We start from the raw sequence: 18,588 nt of genomic DNA on the forward strand, positions 1-18,588 counted from the left end.
GTGGATTACTCCGTTTCCGGCGTTCACTGAACTCGTCCAGAAATTGAATGGGCGATCAAGTCTAAGACTGACTCCTTCGCATTCAAAGTAAAAATACGCTTGCGAAAAGCGTCCTTTCCCAAATCAGCAGCCAGCTTTCCAAATACCTCATCCGCAAAACTAGAGGAGATCTGTGCAACACCCCGCAAGTCAAAACAAATATACTGAACGTTATTATTAAGTAGATTTATGCATCGGTTTCGCAAGTGGTGAGATTCCGAACGACTTCCAATATATCCATCTATATCTTCTGCATATAGAAAATAGGCGCCGTTTTCATCCGTCAGGCGTTCAATGTAGTCAGAATTTTGCACGACCACACCCAGCGCCTCGTTGATTCTGACGGGGCGCGAGGCATCCAACTGCCAGTCCACAACTGTCCCTGCATGGTTTTCAATATCCAACATCGGCGAAAAGGGTAATTCAATCGGCTCGGAGATCACACCGTATGAGTCACCGTCAGCATAAGAGTGAAAATCTGCATCTTCAGAAAATGCCACCGTTGCCCCAGTCGACTTGATTCGGAGCCGACCCCCGTTGATTTCGACCGAGCGCACAAGCCCAAACAATCCGTTTCCTTTGTTCGAATGGATTTTACTCGTATGGCCTTTACCCACAGCCCATCTGATGCCCTTATGGCTCTGTTGAAAAACGTCCATTGGCACGGAGGCGTCCCGTGCCCATGCCATTGCCAGGGACTTTTTGATGCCCATGCCGTGGTCAGCCACCGATACGGCCACTCTTTTTTGAGAGCGATGAAGATCCATCCTTACAAATCCAGCCTCCGCCTGACTATGCTGAAAAACATTATCCATAACCTCAAAAAGACACCAATTCAAAGTATCCAGGAAACCATCCTCGCAAGGGACGGCCTCCATCAGGTGATCGATAAACTTGTTGGCTAAATGCAACGCCTCATCCGGTGTGTTAAATTTCCATACACGGAACTGCACCGGGTCTTCCATCCGATCAGCAGTCAACTCATATGGCTGGACGACCCCATCTTGGCGCATGCGGGCGGTATGCCCTATGAGCCGAAAGTGCAAACCCTTTTTGCGCCCAAAATCTACGGTGGATGCAAACTGTGTCGCGCCATTGGGGAACATTCGTTCGCACTGCGTCATATCTACGCAAATCTCGTCCCCGGCTGCGCCTGCCCGCACTACATCAACCAGCTCGTCCACGCTACCAAGGTCATTCAAATTGCCCATCAATACCGTGCTTTTCATTTGCATGCCACCTTTCTTGCAGCCGAAGTATTCACGAGAAACATCTTGCCAAGATTTGCCACCTGTTTAGGTTATCATCTCCACACCATCGCTTTATTAGTCGGCAGACACCTGTACTCTCGCAACAGTAGCGTCGCCGAGGTCGGAACTGACACAAACGCCTGCGCAATTACGCCATTTCAACAACGAATCTAGAGCCGACCCAACGATGGCCGGATTTATTTATGTGAGAGGGCTTCCCCATGCTTCTGATGCCCGCGCCGACAGGTATTGAATGCATGTTATCTATGACCTGCTCATTTTGCACTCGTGGGGGGTTGATTCAGCCCAGCCTCCCTTCGATTCTCGATTTTGATTGTATGACGGAGCTTGGTCCACTGGAGCCGCCAAGCCTCTAACAAGTGCAATCAAGAACAGTTTAAAGGTTCAGTGTTTTCGACGCCCCAAGAGTCTCATGCGAGTCCTATCAGCATTCCTCTACAACTTCCCCTCACTCCTACGGCGGGTAATTCCTTGACCTGATCTCGCTGAAGAAGTACAGCTGAGTTGGCGCTCGCGATCTGACTAGTCTTGTTACCCCTGTTCCTGACCTGATACATGACCTCCGCCGAGTCGGAGTGCCCAGACACCACAGGGATGATCGTGCTCGACGTTCCCACCACGAGCTGGGCGATCGCTTTTGCGGAGATACCCGCAGTCCAGGCGTGAGCAGGGCAGATACCCACGGCCTGACGCGCTTCTCGTGTGGACGCCCGGCGATGCCGACTGTGGGCCGACTCGCCCACAGTCCAAATGAACCGGACGGCTGATTCAGCCAGAGCCGCTCATACACTCTCAACTATCTGCTTTTGCACACACCTCGAGGAGCCGGACCGTGCCCGAAACCCTTCCGTCCGAAGCGATCCAGCGCGCCGCTCTGGCCATGTCTCGCACCCTCGGCCCCTGGGTCGCGGACCACGCCCCTGAGCCGGGGGATCCGCAGTCGTGGGTTACTCAAATGCAGCGGGAGGACAAGCTCAACGGCCGTCCCTTCCGGAGGTACAGCCTCGGTGATCCGCGCTTCCTGCTACGCCTCCTCATCCAGGAGTGGAAGCAGTTCGACCACCAGGTCACCTCCCTGCAGAGCAGCTACGCACGCGAGCTGACGCACTCCCTCAGCGTCTGCGCCCACGAACCGCTGACGATCACGGCGGCGGACGCCGAGCGAGCCGTGGACACCATGCGTCTGCTGCTGGAGAGCCTCGGCCTCGCGGTACCCGCCGCGGCCGATGAGGTTGGTGGTTCCACCGCCGACAAGGCGCCCGCGGATGCAGAAGAGCACGCGCCTGCCCGAGAGGCATCGGATGGGGTCAGCGGTGCGGGCATCGAGGAGGAGTCCACGCAGGAGGCGCACAAGGGCGTCCCCGCGGACCGGGACGATCTGCCACCCGGCACGCGCGCGGCGTCCGTCACAGCCGGGCCCCTGGCCGTCACAGTCCTGTTCCGCGAGGCCGTCAACTACGCCCTGGTCAACAATGGCGTCAGCCCGTTGCTCGAGGTGCGTGTCCGCAACACCGATTCAGCCGCTCCGCACGTGCTGGAGCAGCTGGTCCTCGTCCTCGACCACTCTTCCGAGGAGCTGATGGCCCCACGCCGCTTCGACCCCCTGACGGTCGGCCCGGGCGGCGAGGTCCTGCTCGACGGCACTGACGTCGCCTGGCCGATGGATCACACCACCTTCGCCGCCCTCGACGAGGCGCGGTCCGTATCGCTGCGGATCAACGCCACGGTCGATGGCGCGGTGGCCACCGAAACCACGAACGTGCGACTGCTGGCCCGGGACGAGTGGTACGCCCGCTCGATCCCCGAATTGCTGGCGGCTTTCATCACCCCGAACGCGCCGGCGGTCCGGCAGATACTCGACCGCGCCGCCGATCTGCTGAAAGAGCGCACCGACGATCCCTCGCTGGACGGCTACCAGGGCGGGTCCGAACGAGCGGTGGAGATCGGCAGGGCGGTATACGACGCCCTCGCCTCCTTCGGAATTCGCTACACCGAACCCCCCGCCTCCTTCGAGTCCACGGGGCAGAAGATCCGCCCCGTGGATCGGATGCTTTCCGAGCGGTGGGGCACGTGTCTCGATCTGACCGTCGCCTACGCCGCGGCGCTGGAGCAGGCCGGTCTGAACCCCGTCGTCGTCCGGGTCCCCGGCCACGCCTTCGCGGGGTTTCTCACCGCCGAAGCTCAGCTCCCGGAGCTGGCGCTCGCCGACCGCGGTCTTCTCCAGAACTTCGTCCGCGGCGGCCTCCTGCTGCCCGTCGAGACCACGGCCCTGGTCGAGGGCAAGGACATCGGCTTCGAGGACGCCAGTCAGGTCACCGCGCGGCACTGGGGTACCGACGGTGAAGTGCTGCACGTGCTCGACGTCGCCGCCGCGCACCGCCGCATCCGTCCGCTGCCGCGGGTGCGGGTGGAGGGCGGCACCATCGTCGTTGAGGTCGAGACGGCCCCCGCCGCACCCCTCCCGGGAACTGGCTCCGGACGCCGCTCGGCCGGCGGGACGGGCGCCGCCGTCGACCGCACCGTGTACCCCGCCCGAGTGGCTCGGTGGCGCTCCGCGCTGCTGGACCTGAGCATGCGCAACCCGCTGCTGAAGTTGAAGAAGACCGGCTCGGTGTCCTTCATCGTGCCCGAGCGGGCCCTCCCCGACTTCGAGGACACCCTCGCCAGCGGTGAACGGCTGCGGCTGCGCCCCGCCGACGACCTGTCCGAGATCGACAACGCCCAGGGCCGCCACTCCGCCGCACAGCTGCCGGAGGAGATGCTCGAGGCGGTGCTGCGCAACGAACTGGTCGTGCACACCGATCACACGGCCTCCCGGCACGAAGGGACGCTGGACGGACTGCGTCGCAAGGCCAAGGTCGCCCTGGAGGAGACCGGCGCCAACAACCTTTTCGTGACCATCGGCGCGCTGTCCTGGAAGGACCGGACGGGCAAGGAAGGCCTCGCCCCGCTTTTCCTCCTGCCCGTCACCCTCACCGGACGGAAGAACCAGCCTTTCCACGTCCAGGTCGAGGACGGCGCGGAGGCCCGACCCAACTACTGCCTCATCGAGAAGCTCAAGCAGGACTACGGCCTCGAAATCCCCGTGCTCGCCGAGCCTCCGGCCGACGACAGCGGCATGGACGTCGCCCACGTCTTCGAGGAGCTCCGTCGGACCCTGGCCCTGCGCAGCCTGCCGTTCACCGTGGAGCCGGACGTCCGGCTGGCCATGCTGCAGTTCTCGACGCTCGAGATGTGGCGGGACCTCTCGGAGAACTGGGAGTCCTTCCTCGCCAATTCCCTGGTCGGGCACCTCGTGAACACCCCCACGGAACCGTTCGACGACCCGGTCGAAGCTCCGGAGACCGGTGAGCCCGACGAGGCGCGCCGCTACCTGCCCGTCCCCACGGATGGCTCGCAGCTGAAGGCTGTCACGTGGGCCACGGCCGGCCGCACGTTCGTACTCGAGGGACCTCCGGGCACCGGCAAGTCGCAGACGATCACCAACATGATCGCGGACAGTCTCGCCGCAGGACGCAAGGTGCTGTTCGTCGCAGAGAAGCAGGCCGCGCTGCAGGTCGTGCGAGAGCGGCTCGAGAAGGTCGGCCTCGGGCCTCTGACCCTCGAGCTGCACGGGAGACAGCAGAGCATCAAAAGCGTCCGGAGCCAGCTCGTGGATTCGTGGGACGCCCGGGTCCGTACCCCGTCGTCGGCATTCGGTGTCCTCCGGGACCAGCACGCCGCCGCCGTTACTGACCTCGCCCGTTATCCGCACGCTCTGCACCGGCCCACCCGCGGCCGCAGCGTCTGGGAGGCCCACCAGAACGTTCTCGCGCTCAGCGCAGCGTCCGTGAACACGGACGTGCCGGACGGCATCGTCGTCCCCGGCACGCTGGTGGCCGATCCCGAGCGGGCCGAGACAGTGTTCCGCACCGCGAGCGCCCTCGAGCAGTTGCTCCCCGACCTCGGGCACGCCCCCGACCTGGACGAGTGGTCGCTGGCCGGCCCCGAAGAGACTTCGGACGACGAGCACGGCGGCCCGATGCTGCAACCCGTCCAGCAGCTCCTGGGCGCGCTCCACGGCCTCGACGAGCGCGTTGCCGCGCTACTCCGCACGACCGACGACGTCGACCACTGGCGGGCCCTTGCCACCTGGCTCCGGGACGTCGACGCCAACCGAGCGATGCCCCCGGCCCACTACCGTGAGGTGTTCACAGTGACGTGGTACCAGGAGCTGCGCCTGGCTCTCGACGACATCCGGAAAGTACTCGCCCAGCACGAGCCGCTCCTGCGCTCGCTGCACCCCGCCGCATTCACCGCCGACGTCGACACCCACCGGCAGGCTCTGGCCGAAGCGCAGAGCAAGCTCTTCGGGAAGCGGAAGGCCGTGCAGTCGGTCATCGACCGCCTGCGTCCCCTCGTCGTCTCGGCCGACACGAGCTGCCTCGACGACCCTTCCGCTTTCCTGGACGCCCTCCACGCCGTGCAGCACGCCGAGCAGGGCCTCCGATACCGCACCGGCGCCCTGCTGCCGGCGGGCCTCCAGTGGTCCCTGACCGCGCCCGACCCACTGGCGGTACCGGCCTCCGTCCTGGCCTTCGCCGAGGCGCTGGAGCCCGTCCTGGACGCGTTCCCGGACCAGGACGATGCCCTCAGCGCGCTCCTCACCACGACGAGTGGGGCCACCACCGGCCGTGCCCCCGCTCGGATCGAGCTCGGCCCCACGACCGCCGCCTTCGTAGAGGCGTGGTCGTCGGCCGCTGGTTTCCTGGGCGCCACGGAAGCCTCCGTGACCCGGTGGCGAAAGGACTCCTCTGTCCTCGACCGACTCGCGGCGACGGCATCCGCGTGGCAGGACCAGGTCGACCGGCAGCGCGACCGACGGCTGCGGAGCTACCGCGCCGTGGAATCACTGCTCCAGGAACTGGAGCACGCCGGCTTCGGCCGCCTAGCCCGTGACCTGCGGGCGGGAACGGCACCCGTCACCGGTCTCGCTGAGCGGCTCCAGCGCGCAGTGGCGCACGAAGTGCGGGCGGACACGCTCGAGGAGGCAAACCTGACCTCCTTCGACGCCGCCGCTCGCGACCGCCAGGTGGAGAGCTACCTCGACCTCTCCGGACAGGTGCGGCGCCGCCTGAGCTCGGACCTGCCGGCGCAGGTCCTCGCCGCCACCGGCATCAACCGCGAGAAGCTGACGAAGCAGCAGACGGAGTTCAACCGCCTCATCCATCAGAAGCGCGGCGGATCCATCCGGGAGATCATGGAGAAGACCGGGCCCGTCCTGCTGGACCTCACCCCCTGCCTGCTCATGAGCCCGCACTCGGTCTCCAAGTACCTGCCGGTCGGGTCCGTGGACTTCGACGTCGTCGTCTTCGACGAGGCCTCCCAGATCCGCGTGGCCGACGCCATCGGAGCCATGGGCCGCTCGAGGGCGGTCGTGGTGGTGGGCGACTCCCAGCAGATGCCGCCCAGCTCGATGTTCGCCGCCTCGACCGGCGACGACGACCTCGACGGCACCGAGGAGAACGGGCTCACCGTCGCGGACCAGGACTCCATCCTGACCGAGGCCGTCGACTCGAACGTCCAGAGCCTCGGCCTGACGTGGCACTACCGCAGCCAGGACGAATCCCTCATCGCGTTCTCCAACCGTCGCTACTACCGCGGGGAGCTCTCCAGTTTCCCCGCCCCGCCCGAAGCCCGGCCCGGCCTGGGCGTCAGCTGGGAGCGCGTGGACGGCGAGTTCGACGGTGGAGCAGGCGGCACCCGCACCAATGAGGTCGAGGCACAGCGCATCGTCGAGGAGATCGTCCAGCTGCTGGGCCAGGAGCCGGGCGCATCGATCGGGGTGGTCACGTTCAACACCCAGCAACGGGACCTGATCCTTGACAAGCTCGAGCAGTCCACGGTGCGCGTCGTGCAGAACGCGCTGGTGCGTGCGGAGGACCCGTTGTTCGTGAAGAACCTCGAGAACGTTCAGGGCGACGAGCGCGACGTCATTCTCTTCTCGCTCGCCTTCTCGCGGAACAAGGAGACCGGCACGCTCCGCCTGAACTTCGGTCCGCTCACGGCCGCGGGCGGACAGCGGCGACTCAACGTGGCGATCACCCGCGCCCGCCGCGCCATCAGGATTTTCAGCTCCTTCGGCCCGGAGGACCTCGATCTCGCGCGCACCTCGTCCGAGGGTCTGCGGCACCTGCGGGAGTACCTGGTCTTCGCGCGTGAGCACGGGCACGGCGACGTCCACCGCCCGACCGGCGAGTCCTGGGACCTGCACCGGCAGGACGTCGCGGCAGCCCTCCGTGCGACTGGCCTGGAGGTCGCCGAAGACATCGGCATGTCGAACTTCCGGGTGGACCTCGCCGCACGCGTGTCTCCCGGCCACGAGTGGGTCGGTCTCCTTCTCGACGGTCCGGCCTGGGCGCGGCGCACGATCGTCTCCGACCGGGACGCCCTCCCGACCCAGGTGCTGACCGGAGTCATGGGGTGGCGGCATCTGGAGAGGGTGTGGTTGCCTGCATGGATCCGCTCGCGCAGCACCGTGGTCCAGGAGATCGCGGACGCCGCGCATCGAGCGGTCAGGCAGCCCCAAGATCCGACCGTGCAGGACGTTGCCGACGACGGACAGGAGATCGACGCCCCGCAGAACCCTGCGGAATCCGCCGCCGGGCATGGCGTCGGTCCGGACCGCGAGCTCGTCCCTGTCGGCGCACCGCACACCTCACCGCGTCCGGACGAGGACCACGTCCTGGTTGCCGGCAGCGTCGGGACAGCCGCGAGGCAGTCGCCGTCATCGGTTGATCCCCCCAAGATCGAAGAGGTAGTCCATGTCGATCCGAGCCCTTCCACGGGCACGCGCTCGACGGAAAACCTTTACCAACCCGCTCCTCACCGGATCGCCGGGGAAAGAGCCGTGCTCGACACCATCACGGCCTCTGCGAACAAGCAGCTGGTGCGGGAGCACCTCGAGGAGATCGTTGCGGCGGAGGGCCCGATCGAGGCACAGCGCCTGGCGCGTCTGCTCGCCAACCGCTTCGGACTGCAGCGGGTACAGGCCCAGCGGCAGGAGACCATCCTGGGATGCCTGCCGAAGAAGCGGCGCAACAAGACGATGCTCGGCACCTTCTACTGGCCGGAGGGCATGACACCGGACGACTACACCGGCTACCGCAGGACCCCTGCCGACGGCGAGAAGCGGCGCGTCACCGAGATCGCCCCGCAGGAGATCGGCAACGCGCTGCTCGACGTGTTGCGCTCCGACGGTCCGTCCGCGGCCGGCGACGTCATGCAGGCGCTCAACGACGTCTTCGGCTTCAACCGGACCGGCCGCGAGATCCGGGAGCGCTATCAGCAGGTGCTCGACCTGATGGAGCGCGACGGTCGGCTCGTGCGCCAGGACGACGTCCTGGCGCTCCCCGTGGCGTAACCGATCCCGGCGGGAAGCTCAGCTCCGCTCCGCCTGGTCGTTCTCGATCTGCGCCGTGGCGGGCAGCACCTGGGAGGACGAGGGCCCGTCCAGCACGACCAGCAGCACGCGCAGGTCGGCCCCGGAGAGGTAGGCGCCCACCAGGCGGTGGTTGGAGTCGAGGACCACGAGGAAGCCCTCGGTCCGGTACGCCGGGACGGTGAGCTGGACCGGCCCCGACTCCTCCGCGAATTCCTGGCGCATGTGGTCGATCTTGCCCTGCCGGTCCTCCGGCCACTGCTTCGCGGCCGCCTCGGCGAGGGTCAGCGGCCGGTGCTGCGGGTGCGACCACTCGCCCGGGTTGCCCTCGGGGTCCACGTGCCACACCGTGTAGAGGTCGGCGAGCTCCTCCCGGGACGAGATCACGAGGTCCTCGATCCGGGAGTTCTCGTCGTCCACCGCACCCCAGTCGAGCCAGGCCCGGATGTCGTCGCCGAACAGGGTCTTGAAGTCCGAAACGTCCATGCCGTCATCTCAGCAGACTTGTGCGCTCACCGCCACAGTGACGCCGGGCCGGGCGCTCAGGGGCCCTCGGAGCTCCCCCGGGCCGGGCGCGCCGCCGCCTCGGGCCGGACGTTGAACGCCGAGGCGGAGCGGTCGGCGGGCTCGGTCGGGAACACCGTGTGCCCCTCCGCCCACTTGTGCCGCGCGTAGGAGTGCAGCCGGTCCGCGAACGGCCCGTCCCGCCACTCCAGGTAGGGCATGTCCTGGCTCGCGTCGAGCAGGAAGTAGCTGCTGAACGCCCGGATCACCTGCGGCGCGCCCGGGTCGGCCGCCGGCTCCTCCGGCGCGGCGGGATCCCCGAGCACCAGGAAGATCGGGGCGCCGGGCAGACCGTCGTAGACCCGCACCTCCAGGCGTTCGGCCACCACGGGGTCGAGCTCGCCGAGGGCCCGGAGCTGGTGGACCAGCGTGTCGAAGCTGCGCCGCAGGTCCATGGGCGAGAGGCCGTAGTGGTGGCGGATCTCGCGGAGCCGGGACGCGAGCGCGGGCGACTTCGGGTCGAGGACCAGCAGCCGGACGCGGACCCCGGCGTCGAGCGCCTTGTGGATCGCGTCCAGGTCGCCGGCCAGGGTCAGCGGGAAGGTGTCCATCCACCACAGCTCCTGTCCGGGCTGCACACCCCGGAGCACGTCGACCGCGTCGAGCTCCTCGCGGACCCCCACGAGTCCGAGCCGGTCGTCGCGGGCCGCCGTCGGCGCGGGGACCGGGGGACGCTGCGCCTCGACGGGCCAGGAGCCGCGCCAGCGCGCCAGCCCGGCGTCCAGGAGCAGCCCCACGCCGCCCACGGTGAGCAGGACGGCCCCGGCGTCGAGGAGCACCTCCGACCACGCCCGTCCGGCCACCAGGGCGACGACGACGAGCGCCGCGCCGAGGCCGGCCAGCACGACCGGCGCCGTGACCGGGCGCCGCTGCGGCACGGTGCGTGCGGCGGCGCGCCACCCGTCACCCCCGGCCCGGTCCTGGGTGGCACTGCGGATCTCCAGCACGGGACTCCCCCTCCTCGAGCGGCTCTGCTCCCACCCTGGCACGGCTCCTGACCTGGGCGTTAGCACCGTGGGCACCGGGGCTTTTTGTGACAGCCGGTGCGCCGCGCCCGTCCGGAGCTCCGTCCCCACTTCTGCGGCACCGCACCCCACCATGCGTTTGCATATCTAAACTCGGAGTCGGGCGGGTGGGGGCACAGCGCCACGACCGCTCCCCGCCCCGGGGGCCGGCCCCACGCCCAGCAGCTGACCGCACCGGCCGCGCTGCCCCCTCCTGCGGAAGGCACCTCTCTTGGCCACGACACTCCGGGACCGCCTCGGCGACCGTCACAACCGCCTCAACGCCCTCCGCCTGGGTCTGGCGTCCCTGGTGATCGTCGGGCACGCCTGGCCGCTGACCGGCGCGGACGGCCCAAGCCTCGAGGTCCTGTCCGACGTGGCCGTCAACGGCTTCTTCGTGCTCAGCGGCTACCTCATCGCGGAGAGCAGGGTGCGGACCACGCTGGTGCCCTACCTCTGGCGGCGGTTCCTGCGCATCTACCCGGCCTTCCTGGTGAGCCTGCTCGTGGTGGCCGCCGTCTTCGCACCATTCGCGGCCGCGCTCGAGGGCACGTCGCTCGACGTGGCCTCCGCCGCCGGCTTCGTGCTGAACAACGGGGACCTGAGGATCTCGCAGTGGGGCATCGACGGGACCCTGGTCCGGGTCCCGGCCCCGGACTCCTGGAACGGCTCGCTCTGGACGCTGTTCCACGAGGCCCTCGCCTACCTGCTGATCGGGCTCGTCCTCAGCCTCGCCGTCGCGGTGCGGCACGCCCGGTGGGTGCTGCCGGGGCTGTTCCTCGTCGTGCTCGTCCTGCGCCCCCTGGTCGAGGGCCCGCTGGAGGTCACGAGCCACCTCTGGCTCAACGGCGCCCGACTGGTGGGCTACTTCCTGGCGGGCGCGGCGGTCTGGGCCTGGGCGGGGACGTGGCGGCCCACCTGGGTGCACGTCGCGGGGGCGGGCGTCGTCTACGCCGTGCTCACGGACCAGGGCTGGGCGGACCTGTACGGGCAGCTGCCGCTCGCCGTGCTGCTCCTCGGCCTCGGCGCCGCCCCGTCCCGGAACTGGACCACCCGCACCGACCTCTCCTACGGCGTCTACATCTACGCGTACCCGGTGCAGCAGCTCCTCGTGCTGCTCGGCACGGCGTCGTGGGGCGTCGCCGTCAACTCCCTGCTCGTCGTCCTCCTGACGCTGCCCCTGGCGCTGCTGTCGTGGACGCTCGTCGAGAAGCCCGCCCTGCGGGCCAAGGCGTGGCTCGACCCCCGCGACCGGCCCGACCGGCGGGTCCCCTCCGCCGGCGCGCAGAACCCCTCGCCCGCGGCCGCGGAGGGACGCCGTCCGGAGTGACCGCGCCGGCTCCCGCCCCCGCCGCCCGGCCGGCGCGCCCGGGACCCCCGGGCCTCCTTGTCCGGCACCGGGGCGGTGCCTACCGTGAGGAGCAGGCGGGCGCGACGCCGCCGGCCCCGACCCGTCAGGAGCACCCATGGACACCCCGGTGATCGAGGCCCGCGGGCTCGTCAAGACCTTCGGCCCCACCGCGGCCCTGGACGGCTTCGACCTCACCGTGGCGCCGGGGCAGGTCGCGGGCTTCCTCGGTCCCAACGGCTCGGGGAAGTCCACGGCGATCCGGGTGCTGCTGGGCCTGCTCCGGGCGGACGCGGGCACGGCCACCGTCCTCGGCCTGGACGCCTGGCGGGACGCCGTGCAGATCCACCGCCGCACCGCCTACGTCCCCGGGGACACGAACCTGTGGCCCAACCTGACCGGGGGCGAGATCGTGGACCTGCTCACCGGCATCCGCGGCGGACGGCGGCGGCGCCGCCGCCGCGACGAGCTCGTCGAGCGCTTCGAGCTCGACCCCACGAAGAAGGCCCGCAGCTACTCCAAGGGCAACCGGCAGAAGGTGGCCCTGGTGGCCGCCCTGAGCGCCGAGGCGGAGCTGTACGTCCTGGACGAGCCGACCTCCGGGCTGGACCCCCTCATGGAGGCCGTGTTCACGGACGAGGTGCGCCGGCTGAGCGGGCAGGGCAGCACGGTCCTGCTCTCGAGCCACATCCTGGCGGAGGTCGAGAAGCTGTGCGACACCGTGACCATCATCCGCGCCGGACGGGACGTGGAGAGCGGCACCCTCGCCCAGCTGCGCCACCTGACCCGCTCCGCCGTCACGGCCACGACCTCCGCCGGCCCCGGTCGCCTGGGCGGGCTGCCGGGCGTGCACCACCTCGTGCACGAGGACGGGAGGCTGGGCTTCGACGTCGACGACGCCCGGGTCCCCGAGGTGCTCCGGGCGCTCGCGGACCTGGGCGTGCAGAACCTGACCGTCACCCCACCCTCGCTCGAGGAGCTCTTCCTGCGCCACTACGGCGACCGCCCGGCCGAGCCCGCCGCCCCGGACGGGACCGGGCGCGGCGCCGGCCGGGACGTGCGGTCGCCCCGATGAGGACCGCCGAGCCGTGGGCCGCGACCGGCCGGCTGTTCCGGCTCAACCTGCGCCTGGACCGGGTCCGGATCCTCGTGTGGGTGCTCGCGCTCACCGGCACCGTGTCCGCGACGGTGCTCGCCCTCGAGGAGACGTTCCCGGACGGCGAGGCCCGCCAGGCCCGGGCGGCCCTGCTGGACAACCCGTCCGCCGTGATGATGACCGGCCCGGCCTTCGGCGCGGACGACTACACGCTGGGCGCCATGACGGTCAACGAGCTGAGCCTGTCGGTGCTCGTGGCGACGGCGATCATGAGCATCCTGCTCGCGAGCCGGCACGTGCGCGCCGAGGAGGAGTCCGGGCGGCTCGAGGTCGTCCGCGCGCTGCCGGTGGGCCGCTTCGCCCCGGCGGCGGCCGCCCTGGGTGCGGTCGCCGTGGCGGACGCGGCGGTCGGCGCCGGGATCACCGCCGGGCTCTTCGCGGCGGGCCTGGGCGGGGTCGACGCCGTGGCGTGGGGCGTGGCCACGGCGCTCACCGGCCTGGTCTTCGGAGCCGTGGCGGCCCTGACCGCCCAGCTCACCGAGCACGCACGGGCCGCCTCCGGCACGGCGATGGCCGTGCTCGGCGCGGCCTTCCTGGTGCGCGGGATCGGGGACGTCGTCGAGCCCACCGGCTCGTGGCTGTCCTGGTTCTCGCCGATCGCCTGGGCCCAGCAGACCCGGCTCTACGTGGACCTGCGCTGGTGGCCGCTGGCGCTCTCGGCGTCACTCACGGCGGCGCTGCTGGTGGCGGCCGTGCTGCTGGCCCAGCGGCGGGACCTGGGCGCCGGGCTGCGGCCGGCACGCCCCGGGCCCGCGGCTGCCGGGGCGGGCCTGCTCTCCGCGACCGGGCTGGCGCGGCGGCTGCTGCGCGGCACGTTCCTCGGGTGGACCGCCGGGCTCGTCCTCTTCGGCCTGGCCTTCGGCTCGCTGGCCGACTCGCTGGAGGACAGCATCGCGGACATCCCGTCGATCACCGACTGGCTCGTGATGGACCTCGACGCCCTCACCGAGTCCTTCGCCGCCGCGACGCTGTCCTACCTCGCGCTCGGGGTGGTCGCGTTCGCCGTCTCGGGCGTGCTGCGCCTGCGCTCCGAGGAGGAGTCCGGCCGCACGGCCCTGCTCCTCTCGACGGGCCTCGACCGGGTGCGCTGGGTGCTCGGCTGGCTCGCCGTGGTCGTGGTGGAGGCCCTCCTGGCCCTGCTGCTGGCCGGGGCCGCGCTGGGCGCCGGGGTCACCGCCACCACCGGGGACCTGCGCTGGACCGGCGAGCTCGCCCTGGCGGCCCTGGCCTACGCCCCGGCCGTGCTCGTGGTGGCAGGGGTCGCCGCCGCCCTGGTGGGACTCGTCCCGCGGTTCGCCGCGCTGAGCTGGGCCGTGGTCGCGTACGTGGTCTTCGTCTCGTGGTTCGGCCTGCTGCTCGACCTGCCGGAGGCGGCGATGAACCTCTCCCCCGTGCAGCTGACGCCGCTCGTGCCCTCCGAGGACGGGGAGGCCGCTCCGCTGCTGGGTCTCGCCGCGCTGGCGCTCGCCCTCCTGGCCGCGGCCGCCGCCGGGTTCCGCCGCCGGGACCTCGTGGCCTGAGCCGCGGGGCCGGCACCGACGCGGGGGCGGTTCCGCGGCGGGCCGGTCGCCCGGCGGCGCTGATCAACCGGCGAAGAGCGTGAGAGCCTCCCGGTTGAAGGCCTCGAGGTCACCGGGGTTGCGGGAGGTGACGAGGCGTCCGTCGACGACGACCTCCTCGTCCACCCAGTCCGCCCCGGCGTTCTTCAGGTCCGTGGCCAGGGAGGTGTAGGACGTGAGCCGCTTGCCCTGCGCGAGCCCGGCCTCGATGAGGATCCACGGGGCGTGGCAGATGGCCGCGATCGGCTTGCCCGCGGCGTCGAACTCCTTGACCAGGCGCAGGGCGTCCTGGTCCGTGCGCACGGTGTCCGCGTTGAGGGTGCCCCCGGGCAGGACCAGCGCGTCGAAGTCCTCGGCCTTCGCCGCGGCGAGGGTGCCGTCGACGTCGTAGCTGCCGGCGCGGTCCCAGTCCCCCTGCATCGCCGTGATGGTGCCCTGCTCCGGGGACAGGAGCACGGGGGTGCCGCCGGCCTCCTGGACGGCCTTCCACGGCTCGGTGAGCTCGGGCTCCTCGACGCCGTTCGTGGCGATGAACGCGATCTTCTTGCCGGTGATGTCGGTGGTCATGGACTGCCTCCTGGGTGCGGTGGATCTGTGGATGGGGTGGATCTGTCCGTTCGGTGGACCTGCGGCTCCGGTGGAGCCGCCGGTCCGGCGGAACCGTGCCGGGTCGCCGCGGCCGCGGCCGCTACTGCGACCGGAGACCGCCGAGGACGTCGAGCGCCGCCCGCAGCCGGACGCCGGCGTCGTCGGCGACCTCCTGCACGGCGGGGCTGCCGCTGAGCTGGACCATGGTCTGCGGGTCGATGGCCTCGACCGTGGAGGAGCCGGCGTCCGCGCCGCGGCGCACCACCACGTTGCAGGGCAGGAGCGCGCCGAGCTGGGGCTCCGCGGCCAGGGCCTTGCTGGCGAGCCCGGGGTTGCAGGCGCCGAGGATGACGTAGTCGCCCACGCCCTCGGCGGCCTCGGCGCCGAGCTTCTTCTCGAAGGTGGCGCGCACGTCGATCTCGGTGAGGATGCCGAAGCCCTGCTCGGCCAGGGCGGCCCGCGTCCGCTCGACCGCCTCCGCGTAGGGCAGCGGGACGACGACGGCGTTGGTGTAGCTCATGCTTGCGCTCCTTCTCGGTCCGGGCTCCTGCTCAGGACTCCACTGTTGGCACGCGGGGCCCGGAAAGGGAAGTGCGGGACGGCCGGGTTCTCGCTGGGCGATACCGGCGCCCGGCCTCGATACCCCCGGGGGTAGTTGAATACCCCCTGGGGTATCTGCCATACTCGGAACGAACGCCGGGCGGAGCGCCCGGCACCCCTCCACGGCCTGACCACCCGCCCCGGCCGGCGGGAAGCAAAGGACACGCACCATGACCGTCACCCTCGTACTGACCCTCCTGCTGTCGGTGCTGATCGGGCTCTCGCTCGGTCTGCTCGGCGGCGGCGGATCCATCCTCACCGTCCCGATCCTCACCTACGTCGCCGGGCTGGACCCCAAGGAGGCCATCGCGGCCTCCCTGTTCGTCGTCGGGGTGACCTCCGCCGTCAGCGCCGTCAACCACGCCCGCAACCGGCGCGTGAAGTGGCGCACCGGGCTCGTCTTCGGCGCGGCCGGCATGGCCGGGGCCTTCCTCGGCGGCCTGGCCGGCGGTTACATCCCCGGCACCGTGCTGATGGTCGCCTTCGCCCTGATGATGGTCGCGACCTCCCTGGCCATGATCCGCGGCCGCAAGAACAGCACCGCGACAACCCACGACGGCGAGCTGCCGGTCGGCAAGGTCGTCGCCGAGGGCCTGGTCGTGGGTCTCGTCACCGGCCTGGTGGGGGCCGGCGGCGGGTTCCTCGTCGTCCCGGCCCTGGCCCTGCTGGGCGGGCTGTCCATGCCCGTGGCCGTGGGCACCTCCCTGGTGGTCATCGCGATGAAGTCCTTCGCCGGCCTCGCCGGCTACCTCACCACGGTCTCCCTGGACTGGGCGCTGGTGGGCGCGGTGACCGTCGCCGCGGTCGCCGGCTCGTTCGCCGGGGCGCGGCTGGCCGGTCGCATCCCCGAGGCCGCCCTGCGCAAGGGCTTCGGCATCTTCGTCCTGGTCATGGGCGTCTTCGTCCTGGTCCAGGAGCTGCCCGGCGCGGCCGGCCTCGCCGTCGGGATCACTGCCGCTGTCGCGGCCCTGGCCGCCACGGTCTGCTGGTTCGCGGTCCCGAGGTGTCCGTTGCGCACGCCCCTCACGGCCTGACCCTCGCCCTCTTCTTCCCACCGTTTCCGCACACCGTCCGCTACGACCGATTCCGAGATCACCGACCGAGATCACCGACCAAGGAGGTCCCCATGGCCACCATCGACATCACCGAAGCCGACTTCGCCCCCACCATCGAGTCCAACGACATCGTCCTCGTGGACTTCTGGGCGAGCTGGTGCGGCCCCTGCCGCATGTTCGCCCCGACCTACGAGGCCGCCTCCGGGAAGCACCCGGACGTCGTCTTCGCCAAGGTCGACACCGAGGCCGAGCAGCGGCTCTCCGCCGCCGCCGGCATCAGCTCCATCCCCACGCTGATGGCCTTCCGCGAGGGCGTGCTCGTGTTCTCCCAGCCGGGCGCCCTGCCCGTCGCCGGGCTCGAGCAGGTCATCACCGCGGTCAAGGGCCTCGACATGGCCGAGGTCCACGCCGAGCTCGCCCGGCAGCGGGCCGGGCAGGAGGCCGGGCAGCAGGCCTGAGCCGCGGCGCGGGTCCCCGGCACGTCGCTTCCGCTGTGGCCCCGCCCCTGGAACACTCCCGTAACAACCCGCCGATACCGTCACCACGCCCCGCGGCGCGCCGCGGGGCACCACCAAGGAGGAACGCACCATGGACGTCACCGTCATCGACACCCCCCAGCTCGGGGACCGCAGCTACCTCGTGCACGACGGGCAGGTGGCGCTGGTCATCGACGCCCAGCGCGACATCGACCGCGTCGAGGCCGCCGTGGAGCAGGCCGGGGTGAAGGTCACCCACGTGGCCGAGACGCACATCCACAACGACTACCTGACCGGCGGCTGCCTCTACGCCCGGAAGCACGGCGCGGCCTACCTCGTCAACGCCGCCGACGACGTCTCCTTCGAGCGCACCCCGATCGCCGACGGGGAGACCGTGCAGGTCGGCGAGCTCTCCGTGAAGGCCGTGGCCACCCCCGGCCACACCCACCACCACCTGTCCTTCGTGGTGGAGCACGGCGAGGAGCAGGCCGTGTTCTCCGGCGGCAGCGTCCTCTACGGCTCCGTGGGCCGCACCGACCTGCTGGGCCGCGAGCACATGGTGGGCCTGACCCACGACCAGTACGCCTCCGCCCGCCGCCTCGCGGCCGAGGCGCAGGAGCAGGCCGCCCTGTACCCGACCCACGGCTTCGGCTCCTTCTGCTCCTCCGGCCCCGCCACCGGCGCGGACGAGTCCACGCTGGCCGAGCAGATCAGGACGAACCACGTCTACACCGATCCGGACGAGGAGCACTTCGTCGCCGAGCTCATCAGCAACCTCACGGCGTACCCGAACTACTACGTGCACATGGGCCCGGCCAACGCCGCCGGCCCCACCGAGCCGGACCTGTCCGTGCCCGACTCCCTGGACCCCGAGGAGCTGCGCTCCCGCCTCGAGGCCGGCGAGTGGGTGGTGGACCTGCGCCACCGGGTGGCCTACTCCGCCGAGCACCTGAAGGGCACCATCAGCTTCGAGTACGGCGACGGCTCCAGCTTCACCGCGTTCCTGGGCTGGATCTTCCCCTACGACCGGCAGCTGACCCTCGTGGGGTCGCGTGCGGACGTCGAGAACGCGATCCGGGACCTGTCGCGGATCGGCATCGACTCCCCCGACGCCGCGCTGGGCGAGGACCCGGAGAAGCTCGCCCCCGGGGCGGCCCGCTCCTCCTACCCGCGCGTCGACTGGAAGGGCATGCTCGAGGGGCGGCCCGAGGACGAGACCGTCCTGGACGTCCGCCGGGTGGACGAGTACGAGGAGTCGCACCTGCCCGGGGCGGTCAACATCCCGCTGCACGAGCTGCTGCCCCGGATGGACGAGGTGCCCGCGGGCCGGCTGTGGGTGCACTGCGGCTCCGGCTACCGCTCGGGCGTGGCTGCGTCACTGCTCGAGCGCGCGGGCAAGGACCCGGTGCACATCGACGCCCTGTTCGCCGAGGCCGAGGAGGCCGGCGTGCCGCTGGAGAACTGACGCCGCCGCGGGGGCCGGTGCGCGCCCCGGCCCCCGCGGCCCC

At 70.0% G+C, this 18,588-nt stretch carries 12 protein-coding genes; 7 read left to right on the forward strand and 5 right to left on the reverse strand.

Going from position 1 to position 18,588, the window contains the following annotated elements; genetic code table 11:
• Positions 1 to 23 precede the first annotated feature (23 nt).
• Positions 24 to 1,268, reverse strand: a complete 1,245-nt coding sequence (locus tag RF644_RS00850) for a DUF4325 domain-containing protein (protein ID WP_368794977.1) — start codon at positions 1,266 to 1,268, stop codon at positions 24 to 26.
• 874 nt (positions 1,269 to 2,142) lie between these two features.
• Between RF644_RS00850 and RF644_RS00855 the strand changes: the two genes are divergently transcribed.
• The gene (locus RF644_RS00855; protein WP_368794978.1) at positions 2,143 to 8,712 is read left to right on the forward strand and encodes a DUF3320 domain-containing protein; all 6,570 of its coding nucleotides are present in this window, start codon (positions 2,143 to 2,145) and stop codon (positions 8,710 to 8,712) included.
• Between the two features lie 18 nt (positions 8,713 to 8,730).
• On the opposite strand, the gene RF644_RS00860 is transcribed toward RF644_RS00855, so the two are convergent.
• Together RF644_RS00860 and RF644_RS00865 are read right to left on the reverse strand one after the other, a co-directional pair.
• On the reverse strand, positions 8,731 to 9,216 hold the full coding sequence (locus RF644_RS00860) for a hypothetical protein (protein WP_035928124.1): 486 nt from the start codon (positions 9,214 to 9,216) through the stop codon (positions 8,731 to 8,733).
• Positions 9,217 to 9,272: 56 nt separating this feature from the next.
• Positions 9,273 to 10,241, reverse strand: a complete 969-nt coding sequence (locus RF644_RS00865) for a DUF5919 domain-containing protein (RefSeq protein ID WP_368794979.1) — start codon at positions 10,239 to 10,241, stop codon at positions 9,273 to 9,275.
• Between the two features lie 289 nt (positions 10,242 to 10,530).
• Between RF644_RS00865 and RF644_RS00870 the strand changes: the two genes are divergently transcribed.
• From RF644_RS00870 to RF644_RS00880, 3 genes are all read left to right on the forward strand, one after another.
• Complete coding sequence (locus RF644_RS00870; protein WP_368794980.1) at positions 10,531 to 11,628, forward strand: acyltransferase family protein; 1,098 nt, start codon at positions 10,531 to 10,533, stop codon at positions 11,626 to 11,628.
• 136 nt (positions 11,629 to 11,764) lie between these two features.
• Positions 11,765 to 12,721 carry an ATP-binding cassette domain-containing protein gene (locus RF644_RS00875; protein WP_368794981.1) on the forward strand — a complete coding sequence of 319 codons (957 nt, stop codon included), beginning with the start codon at positions 11,765 to 11,767 and terminating at the stop codon, positions 12,719 to 12,721.
• Positions 12,718 to 14,322, forward strand: a complete 1,605-nt coding sequence (locus RF644_RS00880; RefSeq protein WP_368794982.1) for an ABC transporter permease — start codon at positions 12,718 to 12,720, stop codon at positions 14,320 to 14,322. Before RF644_RS00875 ends, RF644_RS00880 begins: the two co-directional genes overlap by 4 nt.
• A gap of 63 nt (positions 14,323 to 14,385) precedes the next feature.
• On the opposite strand, the gene RF644_RS00885 is transcribed toward RF644_RS00880, so the two are convergent.
• Together RF644_RS00885 and RF644_RS00890 are read right to left on the reverse strand one after the other, a co-directional pair.
• Entirely contained in the window at positions 14,386 to 14,928 is a 543-nt protein-coding gene (locus tag RF644_RS00885; RefSeq protein WP_109242934.1) for a type 1 glutamine amidotransferase domain-containing protein, read from the reverse strand.
• A gap of 121 nt (positions 14,929 to 15,049) precedes the next feature.
• Positions 15,050 to 15,469, reverse strand: a complete 420-nt coding sequence (locus RF644_RS00890; RefSeq protein WP_095651249.1) for a DUF302 domain-containing protein — start codon at positions 15,467 to 15,469, stop codon at positions 15,050 to 15,052.
• 250 nt (positions 15,470 to 15,719) lie between these two features.
• On the opposite strand from RF644_RS00890, the gene RF644_RS00895 reads away from it, so the two are divergent.
• The 3 genes from RF644_RS00895 (at position 15,720) to RF644_RS00905 (ending at position 18,545) form a co-directional block, all read left to right on the forward strand.
• Positions 15,720 to 16,583 carry a sulfite exporter TauE/SafE family protein gene (locus tag RF644_RS00895; RefSeq protein WP_368794983.1) on the forward strand — a complete coding sequence of 288 codons (864 nt, stop codon included), beginning with the start codon at positions 15,720 to 15,722 and terminating at the stop codon, positions 16,581 to 16,583.
• A 92-nt stretch (positions 16,584 to 16,675) separates the two neighbouring features.
• Positions 16,676 to 17,062 (forward strand): thioredoxin, encoded by a 387-nt coding sequence (gene trxA / locus RF644_RS00900; RefSeq protein WP_368794984.1) that lies wholly within the window; start codon positions 16,676 to 16,678, stop codon positions 17,060 to 17,062.
• A gap of 130 nt (positions 17,063 to 17,192) precedes the next feature.
• Entirely contained in the window at positions 17,193 to 18,545 is a 1,353-nt protein-coding gene (locus RF644_RS00905; RefSeq protein WP_368794985.1) for a rhodanese-like domain-containing protein, read from the forward strand.
• Positions 18,546 to 18,588: the final 43 nt, after the last annotated feature.

The sequence above is a fragment of the Kocuria sp. CPCC 205258 genome (assembly GCF_040981005.1).
Classification (GTDB): Bacteria; Actinomycetota; Actinomycetes; order Actinomycetales; family Micrococcaceae; genus Kocuria; species Kocuria rosea.